General features: G+C 67.2%; 20 protein-coding genes. 4 read left to right on the top strand and 16 right to left on the bottom strand.

Annotated elements, in window-relative coordinates; translation table 11 throughout:
- The first annotated feature begins 313 nt into the window (after positions 1 to 313).
- A complete protein-coding gene (ppsR, locus tag MKD50_RS08110) occupies positions 314 to 1117 on the top strand; it encodes a posphoenolpyruvate synthetase regulatory kinase/phosphorylase PpsR (RefSeq protein WP_010809585.1) in 804 nt (267 codons plus the stop codon).
- Between the two features lie 32 nt (positions 1118 to 1149).
- On the opposite strand, the gene MKD50_RS08105 is transcribed toward ppsR, so the two are convergent.
- The 16 genes from MKD50_RS08105 to rpsB all read right to left on the bottom strand — a co-directional run bounded on the left by MKD50_RS08105 (position 1150) and on the right by rpsB (position 17449).
- Positions 1150 to 1926 (bottom strand): TrmH family RNA methyltransferase, encoded by a 777-nt coding sequence (locus tag MKD50_RS08105; protein ID WP_115703349.1) that lies wholly within the window; start codon positions 1924 to 1926, stop codon positions 1150 to 1152.
- Entirely contained in the window at positions 1923 to 2693 is a 771-nt protein-coding gene (rnhB, locus tag MKD50_RS08100; RefSeq protein ID WP_252666813.1) for a ribonuclease HII, read from the bottom strand. Before rnhB ends, MKD50_RS08105 begins: the two co-directional genes overlap by 4 nt.
- The gene (lpxB, locus tag MKD50_RS08095; protein WP_252666812.1) at positions 2693 to 3910 is read right to left on the bottom strand and encodes a lipid-A-disaccharide synthase; all 1218 of its coding nucleotides are present in this window, start codon (positions 3908 to 3910) and stop codon (positions 2693 to 2695) included. Before lpxB ends, rnhB begins: the two co-directional genes overlap by 1 nt.
- Before the next feature lie 12 nt (positions 3911 to 3922).
- The gene (gene lpxA / locus MKD50_RS08090; RefSeq protein ID WP_252666811.1) at positions 3923 to 4726 is read right to left on the bottom strand and encodes an acyl-ACP--UDP-N-acetylglucosamine O-acyltransferase; all 804 of its coding nucleotides are present in this window, start codon (positions 4724 to 4726) and stop codon (positions 3923 to 3925) included.
- A 133-nt stretch (positions 4727 to 4859) separates the two neighbouring features.
- A complete protein-coding gene (fabZ, locus tag MKD50_RS08085) occupies positions 4860 to 5309 on the bottom strand; it encodes a 3-hydroxyacyl-ACP dehydratase FabZ (RefSeq protein WP_010809590.1) in 450 nt (149 codons plus the stop codon).
- A gap of 12 nt (positions 5310 to 5321) precedes the next feature.
- On the bottom strand, positions 5322 to 6413 hold the full coding sequence (gene lpxD / locus MKD50_RS08080; RefSeq protein WP_252666810.1) for a UDP-3-O-(3-hydroxymyristoyl)glucosamine N-acyltransferase: 1092 nt from the start codon (positions 6411 to 6413) through the stop codon (positions 5322 to 5324).
- A 58-nt stretch (positions 6414 to 6471) separates the two neighbouring features.
- Positions 6472 to 6999 (bottom strand): OmpH/Skp family outer membrane protein, encoded by a 528-nt coding sequence (locus tag MKD50_RS08075; RefSeq protein ID WP_115703359.1) that lies wholly within the window; start codon positions 6997 to 6999, stop codon positions 6472 to 6474.
- A 22-nt stretch (positions 7000 to 7021) separates the two neighbouring features.
- A complete protein-coding gene (bamA, locus tag MKD50_RS08070) occupies positions 7022 to 9355 on the bottom strand; it encodes an outer membrane protein assembly factor BamA (RefSeq protein WP_172582515.1) in 2334 nt (777 codons plus the stop codon).
- A gap of 99 nt (positions 9356 to 9454) precedes the next feature.
- Positions 9455 to 10858, bottom strand: a complete 1404-nt coding sequence (gene rseP / locus MKD50_RS08065; RefSeq protein ID WP_252666809.1) for an RIP metalloprotease RseP — start codon at positions 10856 to 10858, stop codon at positions 9455 to 9457.
- Positions 10859 to 10962: 104 nt separating this feature from the next.
- On the bottom strand, positions 10963 to 12144 hold the full coding sequence (ispC, locus tag MKD50_RS08060; protein WP_115703364.1) for a 1-deoxy-D-xylulose-5-phosphate reductoisomerase: 1182 nt from the start codon (positions 12142 to 12144) through the stop codon (positions 10963 to 10965).
- Between the two features lie 11 nt (positions 12145 to 12155).
- On the bottom strand, positions 12156 to 12977 hold the full coding sequence (locus MKD50_RS08055; protein ID WP_252666808.1) for a phosphatidate cytidylyltransferase: 822 nt from the start codon (positions 12975 to 12977) through the stop codon (positions 12156 to 12158).
- A gap of 36 nt (positions 12978 to 13013) precedes the next feature.
- Positions 13014 to 13784 carry an undecaprenyl pyrophosphate synthase gene (gene uppS, locus MKD50_RS08050; protein ID WP_092308646.1) on the bottom strand — a complete coding sequence of 257 codons (771 nt, stop codon included), beginning with the start codon at positions 13782 to 13784 and terminating at the stop codon, positions 13014 to 13016.
- 46 nt (positions 13785 to 13830) lie between these two features.
- Positions 13831 to 14391 carry a ribosome recycling factor gene (gene frr, locus MKD50_RS08045; RefSeq protein ID WP_115703368.1) on the bottom strand — a complete coding sequence of 187 codons (561 nt, stop codon included), beginning with the start codon at positions 14389 to 14391 and terminating at the stop codon, positions 13831 to 13833.
- Positions 14392 to 14532: 141 nt separating this feature from the next.
- A complete protein-coding gene (pyrH, locus tag MKD50_RS08040) occupies positions 14533 to 15243 on the bottom strand; it encodes a UMP kinase (RefSeq protein ID WP_012352952.1) in 711 nt (236 codons plus the stop codon).
- A gap of 299 nt (positions 15244 to 15542) precedes the next feature.
- The gene (gene tsf / locus MKD50_RS08035) at positions 15543 to 16421 is read right to left on the bottom strand and encodes a translation elongation factor Ts (RefSeq protein WP_115703370.1); all 879 of its coding nucleotides are present in this window, start codon (positions 16419 to 16421) and stop codon (positions 15543 to 15545) included.
- Positions 16422 to 16705: 284 nt separating this feature from the next.
- Positions 16706 to 17449, bottom strand: coding sequence for a 30S ribosomal protein S2 (rpsB, locus tag MKD50_RS08030; protein WP_012352954.1), 744 nt, complete (start codon positions 17447 to 17449; stop codon positions 16706 to 16708).
- 335 nt (positions 17450 to 17784) lie between these two features.
- On the opposite strand from rpsB, the gene map reads away from it, so the two are divergent.
- From map to MKD50_RS08015, 3 genes are all read left to right on the top strand, one after another.
- Positions 17785 to 18603: a type I methionyl aminopeptidase gene (map, locus tag MKD50_RS08025; protein WP_115703372.1), complete on the top strand. Its 819-nt coding sequence runs from the start codon at positions 17785 to 17787 to the stop codon at positions 18601 to 18603.
- Between the two features lie 77 nt (positions 18604 to 18680).
- Positions 18681 to 21263, top strand: a complete 2583-nt coding sequence (locus MKD50_RS08020) for a [protein-PII] uridylyltransferase (RefSeq protein ID WP_115703373.1) — start codon at positions 18681 to 18683, stop codon at positions 21261 to 21263.
- Between the two features lie 22 nt (positions 21264 to 21285).
- On the top strand, positions 21286 to 23085 hold the full coding sequence (locus tag MKD50_RS08015) for a pseudouridine synthase (protein WP_252666807.1): 1800 nt from the start codon (positions 21286 to 21288) through the stop codon (positions 23083 to 23085).
- Positions 23086 to 23210 lie beyond the last annotated feature (125 nt).

Genomic DNA, 23210 nt, shown 5'->3' with positions numbered 1-23210 from the left:
GAACTGGCGCTGCGGACCTGGCGCTACGGCTCTCATCGCGTAGCGCGCATTGTCGACAATTCCGGGCGCGGTTTGTGGCGTGCGCATGTTGCGCAGCCGGCCACCCTATGGAATTGCTTAGCGAAAAGATCGCCGCTATTCTACCGTGCTGCGCCGCACTTTTCTGCGGAAGATTCAATCTATTTATTCCACCCTCCCCATGTCCCAGCCAGAAGCGCCCGGAACGGCGACACCCGGGTCCCAGCCTGGAACGCAAGCCGCACCCCCTGCGGCGCCCACGCCTCAGGCGGCCGAGCGCCCCGCGGTGCGCACCGTGTTTATCGTCTCGGATGGCACCGGCATCACCGCCGAGACCTTCAGCCATTCCATCCTGGCCCAGTTCGAAATGCGCTTCCGCAAGGTGCGCATGCCCTTCGTCGATACCCCGGAAAAGGCACATATCGCCGTCGGCAAGATCAACGAGGCGTTCCACAACGAGGGCGTGCCGCCGATCGTCTTCACCACGCTGGTCAACCAGGAGGCGAACAAGGCGCTGCGCCGCGCCAAGGCGATGATCCTCGACATGTTCCAGACCTTTATCGAGCCGCTCGAAAAGGAACTGGGCCTGAAGTCGACCCATGCGATTGGCCGCTTCCACCAGAATGCGGACACCGAGGCCTACAAGAACCGGATCGAGGCGATCAACTTCTCGCTGGCGCATGATGACGGCCAGTCACACAAGAACCTCGAAGAAGCCGATGTGATCCTGGTGGGCGTGTCGCGCAGCGGCAAGACCCCGACCAGCCTCTACCTGGCGATGCAGTACGGGCTGAAGGCGGCCAACTATCCGCTGATTCCCGACGACTTCGAGCGCGGCCGGCTGCCGTCGGCGCTGTATGCGTTCAAGCCGAAGATCTTCGGCCTGTCGATCGACCCGCAGCGCCTGACCGAGATCCGCAACGAACGCCGCCCGGGCAGCAAGTACGCCGCGCTGGAAAACTGCCGCTACGAGGTCAACGAGGCCGAGGCGATGATGCGACGCGAAGGCATCAAGTGGCTGTCGTCGACGCACAAGTCGATCGAAGAGATCGCGACCACGATCCTGCAGGAGATCAAGGTCGATCGCGACAATTACTGAAGCAAGCAAAAAGCGGCCGCCCTGCCGCTTTTTTATCGCCGCTGCCGCACCGCCTCGAACAGGCAGATCGCGGTGGCGGCCGCCACGTTCAGCGATTCCAGTCCGCCCGGCTGGGGAATGCCGACCTTGCGCTTGACGTGCTGCATCCACGCGTCGCTGACGCCCGCGCCTTCATTGCCGACCACCCAGGCCACCGGCGCGCGCAGGTCGGTATCGAACACCGCGGCGTCGGCATGCGAGGACGTGGCCAGCAGCGGCAGCGCCAGCCGCGGCGCCAGCGACTCCACGGTGCAGTGCTCGACGATATTCAGGTGGAAGTTGGCGCCCATGCTGGCGCGCAGCGTCTTCACCGACCAGGCGAACGCGCATCCCGTCGCCAGGAATGCATGGCGGATCCCCGCCGCGGCAGCGCTGCGCAGAATCGAGCCGACATTGCCGGCATCCTGCACGCCGTCGAGGATGATGCAGTCTTCCTCGATCCGCGCCGGCAGGTGGCCGGCAGGCGTCTCGATCACCAGCATCAGGTCGATGCCGTTGACCACGCCGGAAATCTGCGTGAACAGCGTATCGGCCAGCACTACCAGCCGCTCCGCATCGACGCGCGCCAGCAATGGCGCGACCTCGGCATGGTCGTAGTGGCGCTCGGACACCACGCAGGTGACGGGCTGGCCCAGTGCGTCCACATAGGCCTGGGCCAGGTGCACGCCGTCGAGCAGCGACTGCCCGGCCTTGCGGCGCTGGTGGGTGGAGGTGGCCAGCGCCTTCAGGTGCTTGAACAGCGCGTTGTCGCGCGAGGTGACGTGCTTCACGGTGCGTCGGTCTGCAGGGTGCCCGGGGGCGCGGCCTGGATGGGGGTGGTGAACGCGCTGGCTTCGTCGCTGACCCCGATGCCTTCGATGACCTCGGCAACCGCAGTCACCGCGGTGGCAAACATCGGACGCAGTGCCAGCGCCTCGCGCACTGGCGCAAACGAGCGGCGGTGATACGGCGTGGCGCCAAATTCGGCCAGGGCGGCCAGGTGCTGCGGCGTGCCATAGCCGACATGCGAATCAAAGCCGTACTGCGGATAGCGCTGGTGCAGCGCCATCAGTTCGCGGTCGCGCGCCACCTTGGCCAGGATCGAAGCCGCCGAGATCGCCTTGACCAGCGCATCGCCCTTGACGATGGCTTCGACCGGGTACGCCACCTGCGGGCAGCGGTTGCCGTCGACCTGCACCAGGTCCGGCACCACGCCGCTGGCAGCCAGGCCCTGCACGGCACGCTGCATCGCCAGCATGCTGGCGTGCAGGATGTTGATGGTATCGATTTCCTCGACCGTGGCGAAGGCGATATGCCAGCCCAGCGCGCGTTCGCAGATCTTTTCGTACAGCGCTTCGCGCTTGGCCGCGGTCAGGATCTTGGAATCGGCCAGGCCGCGGATCGGGCGTTTCGGGTCGAGCACCACCGCGGCGGCATAGACCGGCCCCGCCAAGGGCCCGCGGCCCGCCTCGTCGACGCCGCACAGGCGCTGGATGGCGCCGGCGGCCGGCGCCAGGTCCAGTCCCAGCTGCGGTGATGCAGCATTGCGCCGTGCCATCAGACGGTCCCCCGGCTGCGCATCAGGTCGACCACGACATCGGCCGCCAGTTGCGCGGTGTTGCACTTGAGCGTCTCGTGCATGCGGGTGAAATGCTCGTACAGGAAGGCGGTATTGCCCTCGTCGTTGAGCTGCAGCAGGGTCTCGCGCGCCAGCGCCTCGGGCGTGGCGTCGTCCTGCAGCAACTCGGGCACGACAAAGCGCCCTGAAAGGATATTAGGCAATCCCACGTAGGGCAGATAACCCTGGCGCTTCATGATCTGCGCGGTCAGCCAGGGCACCTTGTACGAGATCACCATCGGCTTCTTGTACAGGGCGGCCTCGAGCGTGGCGGTGCCGCTCGCCAGCAGCACTACGTCCGCCGCTTCCATGGCCTGGTGCGACTTGCCGTCGACAATGGTAAGACACAGCTCCGGATGCTGGTGGTGCAGGTCTTCAACGATGGCGCGCAGCGGCGCGCTCGCCACCGGCAGCACGAACGCCAGCTTCGGGTCCATGCGCTGCATGCGAGCCATCGCCGCGAAAAAGGTGGCGCCGAGGTTGCGCACCTCGGACTGGCGGCTGCCCGGCAGCACCGCCACCACGCGGTGCCCGGGCGGCAGCTTCAGCGCCGCGCGCGCGCCGGCCACGTCAGGCACCATCGGGATCACGTCGGCGAGCGGATGGCCCACGTAGGTGGCCGGTATGCCGGCCCTGGCGTAGATCTCGGGCTCGAACGGGAACAGGCACAGGATGTGGTCGACCGCGCGCGCGATGGTGCGGATGCGCCCGCCGCGCCAGGCCCAGATCGACGGGCTGACGAAATGCACCACCGGGATGCCGGCGCGGCGCAGCGGCACTTCCAGGCCGAAATTGAAGTCCGGGGCATCGACCCCGATAAAGCACAGCGGCGGCTCCGCCAGCAGCCAGTCGCGCACCGCGCGCCGCGTCGCGAGAATCTCGCGCAGCGATCCCAGCACCTCGACATAGCCATTGACCGACAGCGTTTCCATCGGCCAGCGCGAGACGAAGCCCTGCGCCATCATGCGCTTGCCGCCGATGCCGGCGTAGTCGACCGCTGCGCCGGTCTCGGCCAGGCGGGCCTGCAGCCCGCCCATCATCAGCGAAGCCAGCAGGTCGCCCGAGGCCTCGCCGGCCACCATGGCGATGGTGCCGCGCTTGCCCGCGGCGCTACCGTTGCCCGCGGGCAGGTCCTTCCGAATCGCGGCGTCAGCCATGTGGGACCGGTCTCAGCGCACGATGCCGCGCTGGGTGGCGGCAAGGAAGTCGACAAAGGCCCGCAGCGGCGCCGCGGTGCCGGCATCCACCTGGGCCAGCAGTGCGGCAATCTCGTTGCGGGCCTCGTCGAAGCTGAGGTCGGACTTGTAAAGCAGCTTGTAGGCCTGCCGCAGCGCGGCGATCTGGCCGGCGTCGAAGCCGCGGCGGCGCAGCCCTTCGACATTGATGCCGTGCGGCGTGGCCTTGTTGCCGCTCTTGTCGCTGGCCGCGATCACGAACGGCGGCACGTCCTGCACCAGCGCCGAGGCGCCGCCCAGCATCGCATGGGCGCCGATGCGCACGAACTGATGCACGCCGCTCATGCCGCCCAGGATGGCCCAGTCACCAACCTCGACGTGGCCGGCGATCTGCGCGTTGCTGGAAAACACGGTGTGGTTGCCGACCATGCAGTCATGGGCGATATGGACATAGGCCATGATCCAGTTGTCGTTGCCGATGCTGGTCAGGCCGCGGTCCTGCACCGTGCCGGTGTGGATCGTGGTGAATTCGCGGATGGTGTTGCGGTCGCCGATCTCGAGCCGGGTCGGCTCGTTGCGGTACTTCATGTCCTGCGGCACGCCGCCGACCGAGGCATAGGGGCCGATGTTATTGCCCGCGCCGATCGTGGTATGGCCCTCGACCGTCGTATGCGAGCCGATCCGGGTGCCGCTGCCGATCCGCACGTTGGGACCGACGATGGAGAACGGGCCGACGCTCACGTCGGCGGCCAGCTCTGCCTTCGGGTCGACCAGTGCGGTGGGGTGGATTTGCGTCATGCGTACTGTCCTGTGATGGGTCTGGTGAAGGATGGGCCAATGCGCCTGGCAAAGGTTCCCGTCCGGGCCGTGCGCCCCGCGAAGCGGGAGCGCGGCAGTCAGCCCGCGGCGGCGCCGCGGGCCGCGGGCGGCCTCACTCGGCCTGCTTCACGGTGCACATCAGCTCCGCCTCGCAGGCCACCTTGTCGTCGACCGTGGCGAACGCCTTGAACTTCCAGATGCCGCGGATATAGCGCTCGACCGTCACGTTCATGTGCAGCTGGTCGCCCGGGTACACCACCTGCTTGAAGCGGGCGCCGTCGATGCCGACGAAGTAGTACAGCGCGCCTTCCTTGCGCTCCATGTCGGCGCCGAAGGTCAGCAGGCCGGCCGACTGCGCCAGCGCTTCCAGGATCATCACGCCCGGCATCACCGGCTGCTCGGGGAAATGGCCCTGGAAGTACGGCTCGTTGATGGTGACGTTCTTCAGGGTCTTGATCCGCTTCTGCGCCTCGAACTCCAGCACGCGGTCGACCAGCAGGAACGGGTACCGGTGCGGCAGCAGCTTGAGGATCTTGCGGATATCGATTTCGGCCGCGCTCATGATGATTTCTCTTTAGTCTTGTGAGGGTTGGGACCCGGCGGCCTGGCCGCGCAGGCGGCGTTCCAGCGCCACCACCCGTTCGCGCAGCTTGCTCAGGCCGCGCACGATGGCTGCGTTGCGTTCCCACTCGCCGTGCGGCAGGAACGGGAACACGCTGGTGAAATGGCCGCCGGGCTTGGTAATGGATTTGGTGATCGAGGTGCCGCCCGATACCGTGGTGCGGTCGGCAATGGTCAGGTGGCCGGCAAAGTTGGCCGCGCCGCCGATCACGCAGAAGCGGCCGATGCGCGTGCTGCCCGACACCGCGGCGCAGCCGGCGATGACCGTATGCGCGCCGACCCGCACGTTGTGCGCGATCTGGACCTGGTTGTCGATCTTGCAGCCGTCCTCGATCACGGTATCGGCCATGGCGCCGCGGTCGATCGCGGTATTGGCGCCGACCTCGACATCCTGGCCCAGCACCGCGCGTCCGGTCTGCGGGATCTTCACGTATTCGACGCCGGTCGCGCTGATGTCCGGCGCGAAGCCGAAGCCGTCGGCACCGATCACCACACCGCTGTGCAGGATGGCGCGGGCGCCGACCACGCAGTGGTGGTAGACCGATACATTGGCGTAGAGCAGTGAATCGTCGCCGATTTCCGCGTGCGCGCCGACATAGCCGTTGGCCAGGATGCGCACGCGCTCGCCCAGGCGCGCGCCGGCTTCGATGACCACGTTGGGGCCGATGTAGCACGAGGCCGGCACCACCGCGTCGGGCGCCACGGTGGCGCGCGGGTCGATGCCGGTGCGCGCATCGGTATTGGCGGCGCGGTCGAAACGCTGCGCCACGCGGGCAAAGCATACGTAGGGATTGCGCGCCACCAGCCAGTTGCGGCCGTCGGCCTTGCCTTCGGCGCGCACGCGCTCGAGGTCGGCGGCCGAGACGATCACGGCGCCGGCCTTGGCATCCAGCGCCTGCTGCAGGTAGAGCGGATTGGACAGGAACGAGAGCTCGCCCGGTCCGGCCTGGTCCAGGGGGGCCAGGCCGGTGATCGCCAGGTCGGGGTCACCCACAACCTGCGCGCCGTTCTCGGTGGCGAGCTGACCCAGTGTGGGTGTCTGCATGGCGGTACTTCCTGATGAAAGAACGAACGAAGGAACGAACGATGAAGCGGCGAGCGGCTTACCTGCCGCCGGCGTTCAGCACCTTCATCACGTCGTCGGTGATATCGATGCGCGGATTCACGTACACCGCTTCCTGCACGATCAGGTCGTACTTGCGCTGTTCCGCGAGCTGGCGGATCACGCGGTTGGCGCGCTCCAGCACCTGGGCCAGTTCCTCGTTGCGGCGCTGGTTCAGGTCCTCGCGGAATTCGCGCTGCTTGCGCTGGAACTCGCGGTCCAGGTCAGCCACTTCGCGCTGGCGGCGCTGGCGGTCGGAATCGGCCAGCACGGCCGTGTCCTTGTCCAGCTTGTCGGCCATGCCCTTGATCTTCTGGGCCATGTCCTGCAGCTCGCGGTCGCGCTTGGAGAACTCCTGCTCCAGCTTGACCTGGGCCGCCTTGGCCGGCTGCGAATCGCGCAGGATGCGCTCGGAGTTGACCGCGGCGATGCGCGCTTCCTGGGCCGAGGCCGGCAGCGCGGCACACAGCGCCGCGGTGGCGAGCGCGGCGGCGCCCAGGGACTTGACCAGTTTGGATGTTGTAGTCATGAAAACAGATCCTTTTTCAGAATCAGAATGCCGTGCCGATCTGGAACTGGAAGCGCTGGACCTTGTCGTTGGTGTCGCGCCTGAGCGGGAAGCCCATGCTGAGCTTCAGCGGCCCGATCGGCGACAGCCACGACATGCCGAAGCCGGTCGAGTACTTCAGCTCGCTGAAGCTCAGCGGCTCGCCTTCCTGATAGACGTTACCGAAGTCGAAGAAGGTGAACAGGCGCAGCGTGCGGTCCACGCCCGAGCCCGGCAGCGGGAAGATGAACTCGATGTTGCCGATCATCTTGGAGGCGCCGCCCACCGGGTTGCCGTTCTGGTCCTTCGGGCCCAGCGTGCTGGTCTGGTAGCCGCGCACCGAGCCGATACCACCGGCGTAGAAGTACTTGAACACCGGGAACGGCGTGTTGCCATAGCCATGACCGTAGGCGACTTCGCCGTTCAGTGCCAGCGTGAAGGCCTTCGAGATCGGGTAGAAGTACTGCTGCTGCACGCTGGCGCGGTAGTACTGCGTATCGCCGCCCGGCAGGCCGACTTCGAGGTTGGCCTGGGTGTACGGGCCCTTGGTCGGGACCAGTGCGCTGTCGCGGCGGTCGCGCGCCCAGCCGATCGTGAACGGGAAGTTGTTGATGCCGTCGCCGGAGTTCTTGCCGATCTGGTTCAGCCAGTTCGTGTACTGGGTCGGCGTGTTGACCGAGGTGTACACCTGGGTGCGTTCGTAGCCGATGCCGAAGAACACGGTATCGACTTCCGAGAACGGCACGCCGAACTTGAAGCCGCCGCCGGCCGAGACGATCTTGTAGTCCTGGTCGCCGGTGTAGTACAGCGGGCGCGAGGTACGGTAGTAGATATCGGTCGAGCGGCTGATGCCGTCCACCGTGAAGTACGGGTCGTACTGCGTCAGCGCAATGGTGCGGAACGACTTGGCGGTGTTCACGTCCAGGCCCAGGCTGGTACCCGAGCCGAACACGTTGTCCTGGCGCAGGCCGGCCTGCAGCACCAGCTTGTCGGTCGACGAGAAGCCCACGCCCAGGCTGATCTGGCCGGTCGGCTTTTCGGTCACGTTGACGTTCACATCGACCTGGTCGGGCGCGCCGGGCACGTCCTCGGTGGTGATGTTGGTGTCGGTGAAGTAGCCGGTTCGGTTGATGCGCGCCTGCGACTGCTGCAGCTTTTCGCTGTCGAACCACGAGCTTTCCATCTGGCGCATCTCGCGCCGCACCACTTCGTCGCGGGTCTTGCTGTTGCCGACCACGTTGACGCGGCGCACGTAGACGCGGCGGCCCGGATCGACCATCAGCGTCAGCGCGACTTCGCGCTTTTCCTTGTCGATCTGCGGTTGCGGGTTGATGGTGGTGAACGCGTAGCCATAGGTGCCGAGCAGGTCGGTAATGGCCTTGGTGCTCTGCGTCAGCTTCTCGGACGAGAAAATATCGCCCTTCTTCAGCTGCAGCAGCTTTTCCATTTCCTCCTGCTTGCCCAGCAGCTCGCCGGCCAGGCGCACGTCGGAAACCTTGTACTGCTCGCCTTCCTTGATGTTCAGCGTCAGGAAGATGTCTTTCTTGTCGGGCGTGATCGAGACCTGGGTCGATTCGATGGCGAATTCCAGGTAGCCGCGGTTCAGGTAGTACGAGCGCAGCGCTTCCAGATCGGCGGTCAGCTTCTGCTTCGAGTACAGGTCGTTCTTGGTGTACCACGACAGCCAGTTCGGCGTGGACAGCTGCATCTCGTCGCGCAGCGTGCTTTCCTTGAAGGCCTTGTTGCCGACGATATTGATCTGGCGGATCTTGGCGACCGGACCCTCGTCGACATTGAACACCACCGAGACGCGGTTGCGGTCCACCGGCGTGATGGTGGTCTGCACGTCGGCGGCATAGTAGCCGCGCGCGACGTACTGGCGCTTGAGCTCCTGCTCGGCCTTGTCGATCAGCGCCTTGTCGTAATAGCGGGCCTCGGCCACGCCGACCGCGCGCAGCGAGCGGCGCAGCGTGTCCTTGTCGAATTCCTTGATGCCGACGAACTCGAGCTGCGAGATCGCGGGGCGTTCCTCGACCTGCACCACCAGCACGCCTTCCTCGGCGCGGATCTGCACGTCCTTGAAGAAGCCGGTATTGTAGAGGGCACGGATGGCATCGGCGCCCTTGTCATCGGTAAAGGTTTCACCGACGCGCACCGGCAGGTAGCCAAACACAGTACCCGGTTCGACGCGTTGCAGTCCCTCAACGCGGATGTCCCTGACGACGAACGGATCGGCAGCCCAGCCCGCCGGGCTCCAGGCTGCAATAACGGCACTCGCCAGCAAACCCAGCGAAATGCGCTTATGTCTGATCAATGTTGATCCCCTCTTTGATTCCATCCAGGATTGCGCTCCGATGCCTCATTGGACTGCGCCTGGCAAATGGCGTCCCCGGCGACGGTGTCCGACGACACCACCACCCCTTGCCGACACACGTTTCTAGCCGTTCGCCAGAAACATTCGGCTGACGTCATTGAACAAAGCGAGCGAAGTCAGGAGCAAGATGCAGGCGATGCCAACCTTCTGCAGCATTGCCTGCCAGTGGTCTGGGACGGGCCGGCCAGTCAAAAATTCCACGCAATAATACAGCAAATGCCCCCCATCCAGAACCGGAATGGGTAACAAATTGAGTACGCCAAGACTAACGCTGACCAGCGCCAGGAAGCTGACAAAGGCTTGTATGCCGAGGTTTGCGGCACGTCCGGCGTAGTCCGCGACGGTCAGCGGACCGCTCAGGTTCTGCAGCGAAGCCTGCCCCACCAGCATCTTGCCCAGCAGCTTGAGCGACAGCGCGCTGGTGTCCCAGACTTGCCCCGCCGCGCGTGCCAACGCCTGGTCCGGCCGGTAGCGCACGGTCTCCATCTGCACCGCCTGGCTGAGCGCCGCGCCCAGCTTGCCCGCTGGCGCCGGCGCGGCGCCGCTGGCATCCGGGGCGCCATCGCGCGCCGCGGCGGTGTCGAGCGTGACCGGCACGTCCAGGCGCTGGCCGTCGCGCTCGATGCCCAGCGTTACGGCCTGGCCCGGCTGGCTGCGCACCGCCTTGATCAGCGCGCTGGCCTGCGTCAGCGGGCTGCCCTGCCAGGCTACGATGCGGTCGCCCTTGCGCAGCCCGGCGCGTTCAGCGGCCGAATCCGGCAGCACCTCGGTGATCGTCACCGGCCCGCCCTTCAGGTTCAGGCCGAGCGTGGCCAGCGGGTCCTGCTCGGGATTGCCGCCGGTATTGGGCAGGCGCGGCAGCGTGACGTCGCGCTCGGCACCGTCGGCGCCGCGCACGCGCAGCACCGCGCGCGCATCGCCGAAGCCTTCGGCAAACACCGCCATGCGCAGCTCGTTCCAGGAGCGGACCGGCTCGGTGTGGCCGTTGGCGGTCAGCGCCAGTACCCGGTCGCCCTCGCGCACGCCGGCCTGCGCAGCCATGGTGCCGGCCGCGGGCGCCGCCACCACCGGCACGGGCTCGCGCATGCCACCGGCGAACAGCGCGAAATACAGCACGATCGCCAGCGCGAAGTTGGCCAGCGGGCCGGCCGCGACGATGGCGAAGCGCTTGCCCACCGGCTGGCGGTTAAAGGCGCGCGGCAGGTCGGCGGGGTCGATGGGAGTGTCGCGCGCGGGATCGAGCTCGCGCTCGTCGAGCATCTTGACGTAGCCGCCCAGCGGGATCGCCGCCACGGTCCATTCGGTGCGGTCGCGGCTTTTCGAGATCCAGCGCAGCAGTGGCCGCCCGAAGCCGATGGAAAAACGCAGCACCTTCACGCCGCAGGCGCGCGCGGCCAGGTAGTGGCCCATTTCGTGCACGTAAATCAGCACGCACAGGGCAACGATAAAAGCGAGTACGGTTTGCATGGTGGCGGGACGTCGGTAAGGTCGCTGGGCCGGCCTGCGCAGTCCCCGGTGGACCGGCCGGCGCAGCCGCTATTGTCGCAGATGCGGCAGACCGGCCCGCCGCATCAGCGGGCCGCGGCCCGCGCGGCGACGCCGGCCCTGGCCGCCTCGCGCGCCAGGGCGTCGGCCGAGAGCACGGCCTCGAGCGTATCGGCGGGCCCGTTCGGCGCTGCCTCAAGCACCTGGCGCACGATGCCGGCGATATCGGTAAAGCGCACCTGGCCGGCGAGGAATGCCTCGACCGCCACTTCATTGGCCGCATTGAGCACCGCCGGCGCCACCCCCGCCGCGCGCAGCGCGTCGAAAGCCAACCCCAGGCACGGGAACCGCGCCAGGTCCGGCTTCTCGAAATGCAGGCCGCCGGCAAGGGTCAGGTCGAGCGGGGTCACGCCCGCGTCGATGCGTTCCGGATAGGCCAGGCCGTAGGCGATCGGCGTGCGCATGTCGGGGTTGCCCAGCTGCGCCAGCACCGAGCCATCGGCGTAGGCCACCATCGAATGCACGATGCTCTGCGGGTGGATCAGCACCTCGATGCGCTCGGCCGGAGCGCCGAACAGCCAGTGCGCCTCGATCACCTCGAGGCCCTTGTTCATCATGGTGGCGGAGTCGACCGAGATCTTGCGGCCCATGACCCAATTGGGATGGGCGCAGGCCTGGTCGGGCGAGATATCGTGCAGCGTGGCCGGGTCGCGCGTGCGGAACGGCCCGCCCGACGCGGTCAGCAGCACCTTGGCCACGCCGCGGCCGTAGCGCGGGTCGTCGGCCGGCAGGCACTGGAAGATGGCGTTGTGCTCGCTGTCGATCGGCAGCAGCGTGGCGCCGTGCTCGCGCACCGCGTCCATGAAGATGCGCCCCGACATCACCAGGGCTTCCTTGTTGGCCAGCAGCACGCGCTTGCCCGCGCGCGCCGCCGCCAGCGTCGGGCGCAGACCCGCCGCGCCGACGATGGCGGCCATCACCGCATCGGCCTGCGCATCGGCGGCGATGGATTCCAGCGCGGCTTCGCCGTAGCCAACCTCGGTCGGCACGCCGGCAGCGCGCAGCAGCGTTTCCAGCTCGCGCGCCGCTTCGGCCGTTCCGACCACGGCGCGCGCCGGGCGGAACTCGATGCACTGGTCGGCCAGCTTGCGCACCTGCCGATGGGCGCTGAGCGCATGCGCCGCGTAACGGCCGGGATGGCGCCGGATCACGTCGAGCGTGCTTTCTCCGATGGAGCCGGTGGCGCCCAGGATGGTGATGCGATGCATAGCAGACGGCTTCAGAGAAAAATCAGCATCAGGGCGGCCAGCGGGAACACCGGCAGCAAGGCGTCGATGCGGTCCAGCACGCCGCCATGGCCGGGCAGCAGCCGGCTGCTGTCCTTCTTGCCGACCTGGCGCTTGAGCAGGGATTCGAACAGGTCGCCCACCACGCTGGCCGCGACCAGCAGCGTGGTCAGCGCGGCGACGAAGCCCAACCCGCCGCGGTCACCCATCACCGAGAACCAGGTCGGGGCAAAGGCATGGGTGGCGGCCAGCGCGAGGCCGATCGCCAGCGCCAGCACCCAGCCGCCGATGGCGCCCTCCCACGACTTGCCCGGGCTGATGCCGGGCGCCAGCTTGCGCCGGCCGATCGCCTTGCCGGTGAAATACGCGCCGATATCGGCGGCCCATACCAGCACCGCGGCGGTCAGCAGCACGCCGATGCCGGCACCGCGCAGGATCATGGTGGCATGGGCAAACGCGGGCAGCATCACCAGCCCGAGCAGCGCGCCCAGCGCGGTGAAGGCCGGAGTGGCGGTGCGCACCCCGCGCGCCAGCAGCAGCACGGCCACGCCCCAGCACACCACCGCAGCCTCGAGCAGCCAGGTGGTGGCGTGGCGCAACGGCAGGTCATGCCAGGTGATGGTGGCGATCAGGCAGGCCAGCGCATAGACATAGGGCCACGGGCCGCGCAGGCCGATCAGGCGGCCGAATTCCCAGCCGGCCAGCAGCACGATCACGCCAAGCAGTCCCGCCAGGCCCGCCGGCGGCGCCAGGAACAGGATCGGCAGGATCAGCAGCAACAGGCACAGGGCGGTGATGACGCGGGTGAGGAGCATGCGCTGCAGTCCCGTGAAAAGTTGGAGTGGCCGGGCTCAGGCCGTACCGGAAAGACCGGGCGCGACCAGCTGCGCGCTGGTGCGGCCGAAGCGGCGTTCGCGCTGGCGGTACGAGGCAAAGGCCTTGTCGAGTTCCGCGGCGTCGAAATCCGGCCAGTAGACGTCGGTGAAGTACAGCTCGGAATAGGCGAGCTGCCACAGCAGGAAATTGCTGATGCGCTGTTCGCCGCCGGTGCGGATGAACAGGTCCGGCTCCGGCGCGTAAGCCATGGCCAAATGCGGCGCCAGCAGCGATTCGTCGATGGTTTCGGGATCGAGCATGGGCGAGCGCGCCAGCATCTTGCGCATGGCCTGCAGCAGGTCCCAGCGCCCGCCGTAGTTGGCGGCGATGGTGACGGTCAGGCCGGTATTGCCGGCGGTGCGCGCCTCGGCATCCTTGATCAGCCGCTGGATGCGCGGGCTGAAGCGGCCCAGGTCGCCCACCACCCGCAGCCGGATGTTGTTGGCGTGCATCTTCACCACTTCGCGCCGCAGCGACATCATGAACAGCCGCATCAGGAACGAGACCTCATCGGCCGGACGGCGCCAGTTCTCGGAACTGAACGCGAACAGCGTCAGGTATTGCACGCCCCGTGCGGCGCAGGCTTCCACCACCGCGCGCACGGCGTCGAGCCCGCGGCTGTGCCCCGCCACGCGCGGCAGATGCCGCTGGGTTGCCCAGCGGCCGTTGCCGTCCATGATGATGGCAACATGCCTGGGCACGTAGGAAGTATCGGGTACGGCAAGCGTCGAGCTGATGTGCTGCATGGGCGTGAGACGGTCGCTGACAGACCCGGCAAGGCCGGGACGGGCGTCAGACCGTCATGATCTCCTTCTCTTTTTCGGCGACCATCTTGTCGATCTCGGCCACGTACTTGTCGGTCAGTTTCTGCACCTCGTCCTGGCCGCGGCGCTCGTCGTCCTCGGAAATGGTCTTGTCCTTGACCAGCTTCTTGAACTGCTCGTTGGCATCGCGGCGCAGGTTGCGCACCGCCACCTTGGCACCCTCGGCCTCGCCCTTCACGACCTTGGTCAGCTCCTTGCGGCGCTCTTCGGTCAGTGCAGGCATCGGCACACGGATCACTTCACCCATGGTGGCCGGATTCAGGCCCAGGTCGCAATCGCGGATGGCCTTCTCGACCGCGCCCACCATTTTCTTTTCCCACGGCTGCACCGTGATGGTACGGGCATCGGCCAGGCCGATCGCCGCCACCTGGCTGATGGGCACCATCGAGCCGTAGTAATCCACCTGAACGTGGTCGAGCAGGCCGGTATGGGCACGGCCGGTGCGGATCTTAGCCAGATCGGCCTTGAAGGCTTCGATCGACTTCTGCATTTTCTGCTCGGCGCTCTTCTTTGTGTCGGCGACGCTCATTTTTACCTCCGGAAATCAGCCAACCAAGATCCCCTCTGGTGGGGATCGAAAATGAATCATTCTACTCTTTGCCCGGCCGGATACCAGCGCCGCGGCGCGGCATCCGTTACCGGACTCACAGATGCGGCTCAGAGCTGAGCATCACACATGTACCAGCGTACCCTCATCCTCGCCCAGGATGACGCGCTTGAGCGCGCCCGGCTTCACGATCGAGAACACCTTGATCGGCAGCTTCTGGTCGCGGCACAGCGCGAACGCGGTGGCGTCCATCACCTGCAGGTTGCGCGAGATGGCCTCGTCGAAGCTGATGGTGGTGTAGCGCGTGGCGCTCGGATCCTTCTTCGGGTCGGCGGTGTAGACGCCGTCGACCTTGGTCGCCTTCAGCACGATCTCGGCGCCGATCTCGGAGCCGCGCAGCGCGGCCGCGGTGTCGGTGGTGAAGAACGGATTGCCGGTGCCGGCCGCGAAGATCACCACCTTGCCCTCTTCCAGCTGGCGGATCGCGCGCGGACGGATATAGGGCTCGACCACCTGGTCCATGCGCAGCGCCGACTGCACGCGGCCCTCGATATTGGCGTGGCGCATCGCGTCCTGCAGCGCCAGCGCGTTCATCATGGTAGCCAGCATGCCCATGTAATCGGCAGTGGCACGGTCCATGCCGGCAGCACCGCCGGCGACGCCGCGGAAGATATTGCCGCCGCCGATCACCACCGCCACCTGCACGCCGAGCTTCACGATCTCGGCAATGTCGTTCACCATCGCCTCGATGGTGGAGCGGTTGATGCCGAAGGCATCGTCGCCCATCAGGGCTTCACCGGACAGTTTCAGAAGGACGCGCTTGTAGGCTGGCATGTTCACCCTCGGAAGGAGCAGTTCGCTCGGTTGAGACGGCTCGGTCGAGACGACTCGGTTGAGACACTGGGACGTATGTTTTGGCACCGGCGGCACGGATCATCGTGCCGCCGGCAGGAGGAAAGCCGGTTTTCGGGGTGCCCCGGCCGGAACCGGACCACCGCGGAAACAGACTGCTGCAGTGCAACTGCCGGCCGCGCCGTGCCGCACTACTTATGCAGAGGGGCACCTTGCGGCGCCCCTGCGGCATTATAGGCGCCCGCGCCGGCCCTGACGGCCAGCCCGGTGCGCCCCGGACATCAGCCCTTCTGGGCAGCGGCCACCTGGGCGGCCACTTCAGCGGCGAAGTCGTCCTGCTTCTTCTCGATGCCTTCGCCCACCACGTACAGGGTGAAGCCCTTCACGGTCGTGTTGGCGGCCTTCAGCATCTGCTCGACGGTCTGCTTGTCGTTCTTCACGAACGGCTGGTTGAACAGCGAGACTTCCTTCAGGTACTTCTGCACCGAACCCTCGACCATCTTGGCGACGATCTCGGCCGGCTTGCCCGATTCGGCGGCCTTCTGCTCGGCGATGCTGCGCTCCTTGGCGATCAGGTCCGCGGGGACCTGCTCGGCCGACAGCGACACCGGCTTCATCGCGGCCACGTGCATGGCGACGTCCTTGGCGGCGGCTTCGTCGCCGTCGAACTCGACCATCACGCCGATGCGGGTGCCATGCAGGTACGAGACCAGCTTGCCGCCGTTGGCATAGCGCACGAAGCGGCGGATCGTCATGTTCTCGCCGATCTTGCCGATCAGGGCAGCGCGGGTGGCTTCGACGCTGACGCCGTCGATTTCCAGCGCCGACAGCGCAGCCACGTCGGCCGGGTTCTGCTTGGCGATCAGTTCAGCCACCTTGGCCGAGAAGGCCAGGAAGTCGTCGTTCTTGGAGACGAAATCGGTCTCGCAGTTCAGCTCGACCAGCACGCCGGTGGTGCCGTCGATGAACGATGCCACCACGCCTTCGGCGGTCACGCGCGAGGCGGCCTTGCTGGCCTTGTTGCCCAGCTTGACGCGCAGCAACTCTTCGGCCTTGTTCAGGTCGCCGTCGGCCTCGGTCAGGGCCTTCTTGCACTCCATCATCGGCGCGTCGGTCTTCGCGCGCAGTTCTGCAACCATGCTTGCGGTAATTGCCGCCATTTGTCACTCCTTGAATGGTTCGCGCCGGCTGCCGGCAGTCGCCCGCGGCACCCGGTCGGTGGGTCTTCAGCGCACCCGCGGCAGATCTTGCCTGCGGCGGATGACAACAATTCAAATTCGAAAAAAGGGGGCGCCAGATGTGCCCCCTTTTTTGCCCTGCTGCCGAAGTACCCCGGCTTGCGCCCTGCGCGCTGCCCGGCGTGCCGGGCGGCAGGCGATGCCTGCCTTGTCGTATGTTGACGTGCGCGCTATCGGGTTCCTTTCAGCAGCGGGCCGGGAGGCTATCAGCCTTCCTGCACTTCGACGAATTCGTCGTCGCCGCGGGCGGCTTCAACGACTTCCTGCACGGCATTGGCACGGCCTTCCAGGATGGCGTCAGCCACGCCGCGCACGTACAGGGCCACGGCCTTGCTCGAGTCGTCGTTGCCCGGGATCACGTAATCGATGCCTTCCGGCGAGTGGTTGGTATCGACCACGCCGATCACGGGGATGCCCAGCTTGTTGGCTTCGGTCACGGCAATCTTGTGGTAGCCGACGTCGACCACGAAGATCGCGTCAGGCACGCCGCCCATTTCCTTGATGCCGCCGATCGACTTTTCCAGCTTGATCATCTCGCGCTCGAACATCAGCGCTTCCTTCTTGCTCATGGTTTCCAGCGCGCCGGCTTCCTTGGCGGCTTCCATGTCCTTCAGGCGCTTGATCGAGGTCTTGACCGTCTTGAAGTTGGTCAGCATGCCGCCGAGCCAGCGGGCGTCGACGTAGGGCATGCCGGCACGGCCAGCTTCTTCAGCCAGGATTTCGCGCGACTGGCGCTTGGTGCCCACGAAAAGGATGGTGCCGCGATTGGCCGCCAGCTGACGCACGTACTTCATGGCGTCCTGGAACATCGGCAGCGTCTTTTCGAGGTTGATGATGTGGATCTTGTTGCGATGACCGAAGATGAAGGGGGCCATCTTCGGGTTCCAGAAGCGGGTCTGGTGGCCGAAGTGGCAACCGGCTTCCAGCATTTCGCGCATGGTCACGGACATGTAATTCTCCAAAGGGTTAGGTCTGAAGCCCGCCCCGACATTCCTGAAAAGGAACACCCCGGATAGGCGGGCCAGCGATTTCAAGCGGCAGGAAGGACCCTGCCAAAAACCAAACCGGCCGGCGCAATTGCTGCGGCGCAACCAGATCAGCCCGCTATTGTAGCAACAAAAGTGCCGCCCGCTCAAGCCGCCCCGACTTCTGCCGCCGCTGGCGCCCGCTTCCAGGCGGCCCGGAACAGGCTGCGATCCGGCCTCGATGGTGCGATAATCCCACTTTGATCCTTCATTTCCGGCGTGGCCAATGGCTCCGCCATCACATTTTCTGGCGACGCAGCATGAGCATTTACCTGAACACCGCCGAAGACATCGCCCACATGCGCGTGGCTTGCCGCCTTGCCTCCGAAGTCCTCGACTACATCACGCCCTTCGTGCAGCCTGGCGTCACCACCGGCGAACTGGACCGCCTGTGCCACGCCTATATGCGCGACGTGCAGGGCACCGTGCCGGCGCCGCTGAATTATGCGCCGCCGGGCTACCCGCCCTTCCCCGGCGCGATCTGCACCTCGGTCAACGACGTGATCTGCCACGGCATTCCCGGCGAGCGCGTGCTCAAGAGCGGCGACGCGGTCAATCTCGACATCACCGTCATCACCAAGGACGGGTACTACGGCGACACCAGCCGCATGTTCATCGCCGGCGAGGGCACGATCCTGGCCAAGCGCCTGGCGCAGGTGACCTACGAGTGCATGTGGAAGGGCATCGCGCAAGTGCGCCATGGCGCGCGCCTGGGCGATATCGGCCACGCCATCCAGGTGCACGCCGAAGCCGCCGGCTACAGCGTGGTGCGCGAGTACTGCGGCCACGGCATCGGCAAGAACTTCCACGAAGACCCGCAGATCCTGCACTACGGCCGTCCCGGCACCGGCGCCGAGATCAAGGCCGGCATGATCTTCACGGTGGAGCCGATGATCAACGCCGGCAAGCGCGATATCCGCACCATGCCCGACCAGTGGACCGTGAAGACCCGCGACCGCAGCCTGTCGGCGCAGTGGGAGCACACGGTGCTGGTCACCGAGACCGGCTACGAGGTGCTGACGGTGTCCGCCGGCACCCCGGCGCCGCCGGCCTTCATTACCGATTCCGTGGCGGCCTGAAGCCGCGCAGAAGCCAGGGCGCCTGACCGGGCGCCCTTCTTTTTCCAGCCGTGCCGACGAACCCTTCCGCCCTCTCCATGGACACCACGCCGGAACTGCTGCTGGCCGCGCGCGTGCGCGACCAGCTCAAAGCCGACAAGCAGGCGCTGTTTGCGGACTTCAACGCCAGCGCCAATGCCGGCACGCTGACCACGCGGCTGCGCCGCGCCGTCGACGCCGCGCTGAGCGAGGCCTGGCACGGACTGGAAATGCCGCGGGACGCGGCGCTGGTGGCGGTGGGCGGCTACGGCCGCGGCGAACTGTTCCCGTACTCCGACGTCGACGTGCTGCTGTTGCTGCCCGCCGAGCCCGACCGGGATACCGCCGGCAAGCTGGAGCGCTTTATCGGCCTGTGCTGGGACCTGGGGCTCGAGATCGGCTCGGCCGTGCGCACCGTCGATGACTGCATCCGCGAGTCGCGCCAGGACGTCACCATCCAGACCTCGCTGCTCGAGGCGCGCCTGCTGACCGGCAACCGCAAGCTGTTCGAGGCGCTGCGCAGCCGCTACCAGGCCGACCTGGATCCGGCGGCGTTCTTCCAGGCCAAGCTGCTGGAAATGCGCCAGCGCCACGCCAAGTACCAGGACACGCCCTACGCGCTCGAACCCAACTGCAAGGAAAGCCCGGGCGGCCTGCGCGACCTGCAGGTGATCCTGTGGATGACCAAGGCCGCGGGCCTGGGCGACAGCTGGAAGGAGTTGTTCGAGAAGGGCCTGCTGACGCAACGCGAAGCGCAGGAGCTGGCCCGCAACGAGCGCCTGCTCAAGACCATCCGCGCGCGCCTGCACCTGGTCGCCGGGCGCCGCCAGGACGTGCTGGTGTTCGACCTGCAGACGGCGCTGGCGGAGGCCTTCGGCTACCGCCAGAACGCCCACAAGCGCGCCAGCGAGCAGCTGATGCGCCGCTACTACTGGGCCGCCAAGGCGGTGACCCAGCTCAACAGCGTGCTGCTGCTCAATATCGAGGCGATGCTGTTCCCGAGCGAGTCGCAGGTGACGCGCGTGCTCAACGAGCGCTTCGTCGAACGCCAGGGCATGCTCGAAATCACCAGCGACGACGTCTACGAGCGCGACCCGCACGCCATCCTCGAGACCTTCCTGCTGTACGAGCGCACCCCCGGCGTGAAGGGGCTGGCGCCGCGCACGCTGCGCGGGCTGTACAACGCGCGCACGGTGATGGACGCGCGCTGGCGCAACGATCCCGAGAACCGCCGGCTGTTCCTGGCCATCGTGCAGGAGCCGCAGGGCATCACTCACGCGCTGCGGCTGATGAACCAGACCAGCGTGCTGGGCCGCTACCTGATCAACTTCCGGCGCATCGTCGGACAGATGCAGCACGACCTGTTCCACGTCTACACCGTGGACCAGCACATCCTGATGGTGGTGCGCAACATGCGCCGCTTCGCCATCGTCGAGCACACCCACGAGTTCCCGTTCTGCAGCCAGCTGATGGCCAGCTTCGACAAGCCCTGGGTGCTGTGGGTGGCGGCGCTGTTCCACGACATCGCCAAGGGCCGCGGCGGCGACCATTCCCGGCTCGGCACTGTCGATGCGCGCCGCTTCTGCAGGCAGCACGGCATTGCGCGCGAGGACGCCGACCTGATCTGCTGGCTGGTCGAGCACCACCTGACCATGAGCCACGTCGCGCAGAAGCAGGACCTGACCGATCCGGACGTGGTCCACGCCTTCGCCGAAGTGGTCGGCAGCGAACGCTACCTGACCGCGCTCTACCTGCTGACCGTGGCCGATATCCGCGGCACCAGCCCCAAGGTGTGGAATGCGTGGAAGGGCAAGCTGCTGGAAGACCTGTACCACATCACCCTGCGCGTGCTGGGCGGCGCGCGGGTGGACTCGCATTCGCTGTGGTCGCAGCGCAAGCAAGACACCATCTCGGAGCTGCGCCTGAAGGCTTTCGACCCGGCGCTGGGCAAGTCGCTGTGGGCGCAACTGGACGTGGCCTTCTTCCTGCGCCACGATTCGCACGACATCGCCTGGCTGACGCGCCACCTGTACAACAAGGTCGACAGCCCCGTGCCGGTGGTCAAGGCGCGCGTGTCGCCCGCCGGCGAAGGCCTGCAGGTGGCGGTCTACATCAAGGATCAGCCCGACCTGTTCGCGCGCATCTGCGGCTATTTCGAGCGCAAGGCGTTCTCGATCCAGGACGCCAAGATCCACACCACGCGCCACGGCTACGCACTCGATACGTTCCAGGTCACCGACCCCGGCATGGCCGGCGATGGCGGCAATTACCGCGACATCATCGCGCTGGTCGAGCACGAGCTGTGCGAGCGGCTGCGCCTGCAGGGCGCGCTGCCCGAGCCCACGCAGGGGCGGCTGTCGCGCCAGTCGCGCAGCTTCCCGATCAAGCCGCGCGTCGACCTGCGCCCGGACGAGCGCGGCCAGTATTACCTGCTGTCGCTGTCCGCCAACGACCGCACCGGCCTGCTGTACGCCATCGCCCGCGTACTGGCACGGCATCGCGTGTCCGTGCACACGGCACGCATCAACACTTTGGGCGAACGCGTCGAAGACGTGTTCCTGGTAGACGGCAGCCGCCTGGCCGCCGACAACCGATTGCAGATTCAGCTTGAACAGGACTTGCTCGCCGCCCTCGCCATCTGAGGCGGGCGGGCATCATCAACCTATGACCGACAGCAATTCGCCGAAGCGCAAGACGCTAGGCATCAAGGCCGCCAGCGATACCGGCACGGCCGCGCGCAAGGGCGGCACCCGCCCCGTGCGCGTGTCCGACCTGAACCGCAAGCGCGTGCAGGCCGTCTCCGAGGGTATCAAGCGCGCCCAGCAGCGCGCCGGCAAGACCGGTGCCGGCGGGACCCAGGGCGAAGCGCCGGCGCAGCCGCGCCAGCCGCGCGCGCCCCGCCCTGCCGACGCCGAACGCCAGGCGCGTCCGCGCCGCTTCGAAGGCGGCGAGTCGCGACCGCCGCGACGCTTTGGCGACGACGACAACCGTCCGCGCCGCACCGGCGACGAGCGCGGCGAAGCGCGCCCGCGCCGCTTCGAAGGTGGCGAGTCGCGACCGCCGCGCCGCTTCGGCGATGACGACAACCGTCCGCGCCGTTTCGAAGGCAGCGAATCGCGCCCGCCGCGCCGCTTCGGCGACGAAGACAACCGCCCGCGCCGCACCGGCGGCGACCGCGGCGAAGCGCGCCCGCGCCGTTTCGAAGGCAGCGAATCGCGCCCGCCGCGCCGCTTCGGCGACGACGACAACCGCCCACGCCGCACCAGCGGCGACCGCGGCGAAGCGCGCCCGCGCGGCTTCGACAGCAACGAGTCGCGCCCGCCGCGACGCTTTGGCGACGACGATAATCGCCCGCGCCGCACTGGCGCCGACCGCGGCGAAGCGCGCCCGCGCCGCTTCGAAGGTGGCGAGTCGCGCCCGCCGCGCCGCTTCGGCGACGACGACAACCGTCCGCGCCGCTTCGAAGGCGCCGATTCGCGCCCGCGCCGCCATGGCGACGACGAGCGCCGCGCGCGGCCCGCGCCGTCAGGCGAGCGCCGCCGCGAAGGCACGGCACCGGCACGCCGCTTCAGCGACGCCGCCGACCGCATCCGCACCGCCGGCCCCGCACGCTCGGAACGCCCGGAACGCGCACCAGCGCCGGCTTCGCGCCGCGAAGCGCCCGCGGCGCCGCGCGACGAATCCAGCCACGACGACGGCCTGGTACGCCTGTCCAAGCGCATGTCCGAACTCGGCCTGTGCTCGCGCCGCGAGGCCGACGAATGGATCCCGCGCGGCTGGGTGCTGGTCGACGGCAAGCCCGTGACCGAACTCGGCAGCCGCATCCGCCCCGACGCCGAGATCGAGATCCTGCAGGAAGCCCGCTCCGAGCAAGGCGAGCGCGTCACCGTGCTGCTGAACAAGCCGGTGGGCTACGTTTCGGGCCAGGCCGAGGACGGCTACGAGCCCGCCGCGGCGCTGTTTGCCCCCGAGAACCAGTGGGAAGGCGATCCCACGCGCAAGCGCTTTGCGCCGTGGCAGCGCAAGAACCTGGCGCCGGCCGGCCGCCTCGATATCGACTCCACCGGCCTGCTGGTGCTGACGCAGGACGGCCGCGTCGCGCGCGCGCTGATCGGCGAGGATTCGACCGTCGAGAAGGAATACCTGGTGCGCGTGGTCTGGCACTCGCCGCACGGGCCGGTCGAGCGCAACATCAGCGCGGAATTCCCGGCCGATGACCTGGAACTGCTGCGCCACGGCCTGTCGCTGGACGGCGTGCCGCTCAGGCCGGCCAAGGTCAGCTGGCAGAACGAAGAGCAGCTGCGCTTCGTGCTGCGCGAGGGCCGCAAGCGCCAGATCCGCCGCATGTGCGAACAGGTGGGGCTGCAGGTGGTGGGCCTCAAGCGCGTGCGCATGGGACGCGTGGTGCTGGGCGACCTGCCGCCGGGCAAGTGGCGGTTCCTGGGGCAGTTCGAGAAGTTCTGATAAAAAAAGCGGCCGTGATGGCCGCTTTTGCTTTGAGGGGTCTTGGCAAATCGCCACCGCCTCATCCCTGTACCGATTGGGTACTCCCTCTCCCGCTTGCGGGAGAGGGTTGGGGTGAGGGCCGG

The sequence above is a fragment of the Cupriavidus mimosae genome (assembly GCF_023952485.1).
Lineage (GTDB): Bacteria > Pseudomonadota > Gammaproteobacteria > Burkholderiales > Burkholderiaceae > Cupriavidus > Cupriavidus taiwanensis_C.
The sequence above is the reverse complement of the archived record's forward strand: the minus strand, read 5'-3'. Positions and strand labels throughout refer to the sequence as shown.